Here is a 7,065-nt window from a genome sequence, read left to right as displayed (position 1 = left end):
TCGACGATGATGGCCTTGAGGCGCTTTTTCCAGTTGAGATGGCCTTGCACCGCCTGCCCCAGATAGAGCCCGTCGAAGTGGTCTTCTTCCGGGTCGATTTCGGGGGCCAGGTGAGTGTCGGTGGCGGGAAGCAGGCCGAGGTCGTGGCGGCGCAGCCAGGCGAGAAGTCCCATGAGTTGTCCTTTTTTCTGGGTGAGGTTGTGAACGCAACGTGCTGGGGCGGTTGCCGCCAGCCATGAGGAAGGACTTTAAAAATCAGGCTCCGGGCGGGTCTAGGAATGTGCGGGCCGCTTTACGCTTGTATTCAACAAAGCGTGAGTTTTTGCACAGAATGTCCGGCGCGCCGGAAAGCGCGCCGCCGATACGCCAGGTCACAGTTGATACATACTGGCCCTAGTTTGCGCGTTGACATCTGCTTAAAGTGCACCCATCCAAGTTTTGCTCCTCGTTGCTGTAAGGCTTGGCCAGGCGTGATGCGGTTGTACCCCGGATGACGCCGCCCCATTGAGCAGGGAGTGCACCGTGGTGCTGCGATCAAAGCGCCGGGGCGCTGAGGAAAAAACAAAGATGTGGAGACATCCTGCGGCGGCGTTTTGTTTCGCGGCTGCGCTGAAAACAAGCATCCATCGAATGTCGTACCGCCCGCGCCGAGTCAGGTTACGGGTGGCGCATGCAGTGCCGTGCAGACCGGTCGGTCGGTGCGGCGCCAATCCATCGCTGACTATTGAGATCGGCGAAGAAACCAACCTCGTGAGGAGCCAAATGAAACTTGCCAAAACCCTGATCGCTGCCGCCATTGGAATGGGCGCAGCCCACGCCGCATTCGCCATGAACGTGCCCGGCCCGCTGGTCACGCCCCAGTGGCTCAAGGCGCACCAGAGCGACGTCACCGTCATCGATATTCGTGGCGGCGGCAGCATGAAAGCGTATGACGAAGAGCCGGTCATGGGCAAAGACCATTTTGTGAAAAAGAGCGGCGGCCATATCGCGGGCGCCGATCTGGTGAACTTCAACGACATCCGTCAAGAGCGCACGGTCGACGGCGTCAAGCTCAAGGCCATGATGCCTACTGCTGAATACTTCGCCAAGGTGATGGATGCGGCGGGCGTGAACAGCGGCAAGCCCTACGTCATCGTGCCCACGGGCAACGCCGTGTTCGCAATGGACCGCGGCACTCGCCTGTATTTCCAGATGCGTTACTTCGGCGTGCCCGCCGACCAGATCGCCATCCTCAACGGCGGCACCAATGCCTGGATCAATGCCGGCAATCCGGTGAGCATCAAGCCCGCGCCCAAGAAAATGGGTAACTGGAAGGCGACTGGAGAAGACAAGGCGCTGCTGGCCGGTCTGAATGATGTCAAGGAAGGCGAGAAGAGCGGCACCGAGCAATTCATCGACGCCCGCCCCACCGCCCAGTACCTGGGCATCGCCAAGAAGCCGATCAACAAGACGGCGGGCCATCTGGCCGGCGCCAAGTCGTTCCCGATCGATGCCATCGTCAAGGATGATCATGGCGCCGCCATGTTCATGAGCGCCGCCGACTACAAGAAGATCTTCCACGACTTCAACATCAGCGACAACGCTCCCACCACCACCTACTGCAATACCGGCCACTTGGCCTCGGGCGCCTGGTTCGTGGTGCATGAAATTCTCGGCAACAAGAATTCCAAGCTCTACGCCGGTTCGATGAACGAGTGGACCAACCTCGGCAACCCGACCGTTGGCCTGCCTGGCTGAGCGCTGCGCCGAATTTGAAAACCGGCCTCGCGCCGGTTTTTTTACGTCTGCGCCAACTTGCGTCTGTGGCGCGGGGGCGCTCAAATGGCGGCCCGATCCCTCTCTTGCGGTACGCACTCTGAAACCTCAAAGCCCGCTTTTGGCGCATTCCCCCTCGGCCATGTCGGCTGGCGACCGGCGGGTGATCTTCGCCTCTTCCCTCGGCACGGTGTTCGAGTGGTACGACTTCTACCTCTACGGCTCTCTGGCGGCCATCATCGCCCGGCAGTTCTTCGCCGGGCTCGACGCGGGTTCGGCGTTCATTTTCGCGTTGCTGGCCTTCGCCGCCGGGTTTATCGTGCGGCCTTTTGGCGCGCTGGTGTTCGGCCGTCTGGGCGACATGATCGGGCGCAAATACACCTTTCTGGTCACCATCCTGATCGTGGGCCTGTCGACCTTCATCGTCGGCGTGCTGCCCAACTATGCGGACATCGGGGTGGCCGCGCCGCTCATCCTCATCGTGCTGCGTTTGTTGCAGGGGCTGGCGCTGGGCGGTGAGTATGGCGGCGCTGCCACTTATGTGGCCGAGCACGCGCCGCAAGGTCTGCGCGGCGCTTACACCGCGTGGATTCAGACCACCGCCACGCTCGGGCTGTTGCTGTCGCTGCTGGTGATACTGGGCACGCGCACGCTGCTCGGCGAAGCCGATTTCGAGGTCTGGGGCTGGCGCATTCCCTTTCTCGCGTCCATTTTGCTGCTGGGCATTTCGGTGTGGATTCGCCTCAAGCTCAACGAGTCTCCGGCTTTCGTGAAAATGAAGGCCGAGGGCAAGGCCTCCAAAGCGCCGCTGACCGAGGCTTTCGCCCGCTGGGGCAACCTGAAGTACGTCATTCTGGCGCTGCTCGGGCTGGTGGCCGGTCAGGCGGTGGTCTGGTACACGGGGCAGTTCTATGCGCTGTTTTTTCTTAAGCAGACGCTCAAGGTCGATGCGGTCACCGCCAACCTGCTCATTGCCGCGGCTTTGTTGATCGGCACGCCGTTCTTCATTGTGTTTGGTGCGCTGTCCGACCGCATCGGCCGCAAGCCCATCATTCTGGCGGGCTGCCTGATCGCGGCGCTGACTTATTTCCCGCTGTTCAAGGCGCTGACACACTATGCCAACCCCGCGCTATACGAGGCGGTGCAGAGCTCGCCAGTCACGCTCACCGTCGATCCCTCGCAGTGCACCTTCCAGTTCAACCCCACCGGCACGGCCAAGTTCACCTCGTCGTGCGACATCGCCAAGCAGATGCTGGCGGCCAACTCGGCCAACTACAACACGGTGTCTGGTACCGGCCCGGCGGTCATTCAGATTGGCGACAAGACCATCACTGTGCTGGGCGCCAAGGACTTGCCGCCGGACGAATTCAAAGCCAAGGAAGCCGCGTTGAAAAAGGAAATCGGCGCCGCGCTCAAGGCTGCGGGCTACCCGGCCAAGGCCGACCCGGCGCAAATGAACACGCCGATGGTGATCGCCATCCTGGCGCTGCTGGTGATCTTCGTCACCATGGTGTACGGGCCGATTGCGGCGGCGCTGGTCGAGCTGTTCCCCACCCGCATCCGCTACACCTCGATGAGTCTGCCGTATCACATCGGCAACGGCTGGTTCGGCGGCCTGCTGCCCACCATCGCCTTCGCTCTGGTGGCGCAGAACGGCAACATCTATTACGGCCTGTGGTACCCGGTGATCATTGCTGCGGCCACCTTTGTCATTGGCCTGTTCTTCTTGCCTGAGACTAAAGACCGCGACATTTACGCCGAGGATTGAGGGGCACAGCGCTTTGTGCGTTGAACTCAGGCAGCAAATAGAGGAGCGCCGCCAGCCTATGGCGGCGCGTTGCGCCAACGCCGGTCAACCAGGATAAGTGACTTGATCCAATTGTCTCGGAGCTGCAACGAATCCGTCGAGCTCTACTCGACGCGGCTCAACGTCCTCGCTGAAACTGGTCAAGAAGTCGCTCGCGCCACAGGGCGAGAATGTCGCTTCGCGTGAGCATGCCGATGACCCGACCAGAGCCATCACCCGCTATCACAGGAAGGCGTCCTATGTCATGGGCCGAGAGTTTCAAGATGGCCTCAGCAAGGGTGGTTTCCATGTTCACGCACACGGCGGAGCCTCTGACCAGGCTTCCCAATTGCTGCGTGGCGTCAATGTCAGCGCCATACAAACTTTTGCGCGTGATCACGCCAAGGGCCGCGCCGTTTGCATCGACGACGGCGTAGCCCTGGTGATGACTTCCCGGCGCGTGAGTGTCTAACCAAGCCCGCACTTCGGCCACACTTTGAGTTGCCAGCAATGTGACCGGCTTGAGGCTGGCGTAGTCGCTCACGCGGGCCTGCGTCAGTGGATCGGCTTGGTACGTATCGGGTACATGCAGCCCGCGGCGGCTGATTTTCTCGGTCATGATGGTTTGACGCATCATCAGACTGGATACGAGAAAAGCTGTGCCGCAACCTATGAGAAGTGGGAGCAGCCCTGCTACCTGCCAAGTGGTTTCCAGGGCAAATATCACGGACAAGAAGAGGGCGCGGGAAGAACCCGCGAAAATGGCGGCCATCCCCACCAGAGCGGCCAGGTTTGGGCTCAGGCCGAGTTGCGGGAACATGACGGCGCTGATATGGCCCAGAGCCGCGCCCAGGCAGGCGCCTATGGTCATCAATGGAGCCAGCGTGCCGCCCGAGGTTCCACTACCCAACGCGATGGTCCACGAAACCAACTTGGCCGCACCGAGCAGCCAAAGTGCAGGACCGAGGAGATTGCCTGAAAGCGCGTCCGTGATGTTGCCGTATCCCACGCCCAAGGTTCTCGGTTGCCACCAACCAATCAGGCCTACCGCCACCGCGCCTATGGCGGGCCACCACATCCAGTGGACTGGCAAATGATCGAATGCATCTTCCACCGCATACACGCCTTGGGTAACAAACACAGCAACCAGTCCGACCACAGCCCCCAGGGGTACGCAGGCCAGTAACGCCGGGGCTTGCGGCCAAGCCAGCGGTGGCATGACAAAAAACGGCGTAGCGCCTACGAACAGCGTGCGCATGATTTCAGCAGAAACGCAGGCGGCCAGCACCGGCAGCAACGCGGCTGGGCTGAACTCGAACAGCAGCAATTCGATCGCGAGCATCATGGCAGCCAGTGGCGTGCCAAACACGGCTGCCATGCCTGCGGCTGCGCCTGCGGCCAACAGCACCTTGCGCTCGTTGGGGGCGATGGAGATCCATTGACCCACCACCGAACCCAAGGCGCCGCCCGTGGCAATGATCGGCCCTTCGGCGCCAAATGGTCCGCCAGTGCCAATGGAAATAGCCGCTGACAGAGGTTTGAGAAAGAGCACGCGCAGCGAAATGCGGCTGCGGTTGACCAACACCTGCTCCATGGCTTCCGGGATGCCATGGCCGCGAATGGCGGCAGATCCGTATCGCGCCATGACACCTACGATGAGGCCGCCGATGATGGGTACGCCAATGATCCAAGCGCCCAGTACGGTGTCCGTTGGGCTGACCAGACTCCAGCCGATGCGGCCCTGGAAGCTAAGGTGTGTGACGAGCCCGATCAGCGCCATGAGCAGTTGTGCAATCAACTCTGCCGCGACGCCGATCCCTAACGCCAGCAGCAAAATGAACACAGTCCGCGGGTGGATTCCGCCGGGAGCGCGGTTCAAATCCTCCGTTCCGATAGATAGTTGATCGGCCGGTTGTATGGGCAGGTTTTTGTGGGGTGATCTAGTAGAAGCGGGGCTCATGAAATGGTGGCACAGACTGAGGGTGCAGAGCTGATTCGAGAAAAGAAAAACGACAAAGCAACAACTATATCTCGAGCGTTCAGTACAGCAGAATACGAAAGATCAGTGAAATTTGATGTGTCAAAGTGTGGCGAAACCTGTTGCCGATCAAGTGGTCTTGCTTTGGCGTGTCAACATCGCGCCTGAGTTTTCGTTAACCATCCATGTTCATCAAATCGATCAAACGCATGCGATTTCTCTCCCTTTGGCGCGATCACAAAGTAATCGCCGGGGTGTTGTCTGCTTTCATGGTGCAGCTGATGCTCCCCGTTAACGCGCAACCGGTCCCGGAATTCGTCCATTTCCAGGCGGAATGGCGCGTCACTCTGAAAAGTGACGGTCAAGGCACAGACTCCCGCGGCGCGCAATTGCTGGTCTTGCTCGGTGGGCTGGGCGGGCAAGAGGGCGTGGCCACCGCGCAAGACCAAGTGACCTGGCCTGCGCAGGGCACCGGCGCCTACCGCATCGACAGCACCCTCACGCCGCGGGGTGCGCTCGCCGTGTTGCTGCGTCGGCTGCACTGGGTGCGCGGTGCAAGCGGTGAAGTACGTGACGGCAGGCCCGAGCTGCTCTCGGCAAGCAATCAGCGTGGGGATAGCCCGGCCACGCTGATGCAGATTGAGCAGGGGCGTATGCAAGTGACGACTGCGCCACAGGCGGCCTCTGCCCCGCCTGCACCGACTACGCCAACCCAGCCCGCGCCGCCCGGGCTCACCGATCCGTTGACGCTGAGCTGGGGTTTCCTGCAGCGCCCGCTGCCTACCCGCGCCTTCACCGTGCCCCTACTCATTAATGACAAGGTGCAGACGGCCCACATCACGCCGCAGCGCACCACGCTGAAATGGCAGGGCCAAGAGGTGGCGTGCACTGTGCTCGATGCCCATAGCGAACAAAGCAGCGCCACTTTGCGCATCTGGCTACGGCAAAGCGACGGCCTGCCGCTGCAGGTCGAACTCGGTATGGGCGACCGCTACGGGCTCGACGTGGTGCAGACTCTGGCGGCAGTGCCCGATGGGCTGCCTGCTGCGCGCCCTCAGCGTTGAGCCGCGCACTACCCGGAGGCGCTACGCTGTGCCTATGAACGAGAACGGCACAGATGACGACAAGGCGCCCCAGCTACCCGCCGATACGGCGAGGGTGCGCTTGCAGATCAAACAAGGTACGGCGCTCGGGCCCGGCAAGGCCGCCTTGCTCGAAGCGCTGGAGCGCACAGGCTCGATTTCAGCCGCCGGACGCGCGCTCGACATGAGCTACCGCCGCGCCTGGCTGCTGATCCACAGCGTCAATCAGGCTTACAAAGAGCCGCTGGTCGAAGCCTCCAAGGGCGGCGCGGGCGGCGGCGGTGCGCAACTCACGCCGCTGGGGCGCGAGGTGCTGTCGATCTACCGGCGCATGGAACGCAAGGCGCTCAGGGCCATCCAGCCCGATCTCGACGTGCTGCAAAAACTGCTGCGCGAGTGAGGTTTCGGGGATAGTCGTTTCAGTGCGGCCAGCACATCAGATGCTCGGCGCGCAGATGGGCCAC

At 61.6% G+C, this 7,065-nt stretch carries 5 protein-coding genes; 4 read left to right on the top strand and 1 reads right to left on the bottom strand.

Annotated elements, in window-relative coordinates; all coding sequences use genetic code 11:
• The first annotated feature begins 762 nt into the window (after nt 1–762).
• A complete protein-coding gene (locus tag AC2VLV_RS15785; RefSeq protein WP_486990882.1) occupies nt 763–1,737 on the top strand; it encodes a sulfurtransferase in 975 nt (324 codons plus the stop codon).
• Nucleotides 1,738–1,897: 160 nt separating this feature from the next.
• Nucleotides 1,898–3,523, top strand: coding sequence for an MFS transporter (locus AC2VLV_RS15780; RefSeq protein ID WP_486990883.1), 1,626 nt, complete (start codon nt 1,898–1,900; stop codon nt 3,521–3,523).
• A 157-nt stretch (nt 3,524–3,680) separates the two neighbouring features.
• Here AC2VLV_RS15780 and AC2VLV_RS15775 read toward each other — a convergent pair whose 3' ends face one another.
• Nucleotides 3,681–5,420, bottom strand: a complete 1,740-nt coding sequence (locus AC2VLV_RS15775; protein ID WP_486990881.1) for a chloride channel protein — start codon at nt 5,418–5,420, stop codon at nt 3,681–3,683.
• Between the two features lie 308 nt (nt 5,421–5,728).
• Here AC2VLV_RS15775 and AC2VLV_RS15770 point away from each other — a divergent pair, with 308 nt between their 5' ends.
• The gene (locus tag AC2VLV_RS15770) at nt 5,729–6,583 is read left to right on the top strand and encodes a hypothetical protein (RefSeq protein WP_486990880.1); all 855 of its coding nucleotides are present in this window, start codon (nt 5,729–5,731) and stop codon (nt 6,581–6,583) included.
• A gap of 34 nt (nt 6,584–6,617) precedes the next feature.
• Nucleotides 6,618–7,001: a winged helix-turn-helix domain-containing protein gene (locus AC2VLV_RS15765; protein WP_486990879.1), complete on the top strand. Its 384-nt coding sequence runs from the start codon at nt 6,618–6,620 to the stop codon at nt 6,999–7,001.
• Nucleotides 7,002–7,065 lie beyond the last annotated feature (64 nt).

Source organism: Thiomonas sp. TH-17 (assembly GCF_057473305.1).
The sequence above is the reverse complement of the archived record's forward strand: the minus strand, read 5'-3'. Positions and strand labels throughout refer to the sequence as shown.

Excerpts from the sequence above, each read along its gene's own strand:
- AC2VLV_RS15785 (WP_486990882.1), top strand. The coding sequence starts at position 763 with ATGAAACTTGCCAAAACCCTGATCGCTGCCGCCATTGGAATGGGCGCA.
- AC2VLV_RS15780 (WP_486990883.1), top strand. The coding sequence starts at position 1,898 with ATGTCGGCTGGCGACCGGCGGGTGATCTTCGCCTCTTCCCTCGGCACG.
- AC2VLV_RS15770 (WP_486990880.1), top strand. The coding sequence starts at position 5,729 with ATGCGATTTCTCTCCCTTTGGCGCGATCACAAAGTAATCGCCGGGGTG.
- AC2VLV_RS15765 (WP_486990879.1), top strand. The coding sequence starts at position 6,618 with ATGAACGAGAACGGCACAGATGACGACAAGGCGCCCCAGCTACCCGCC.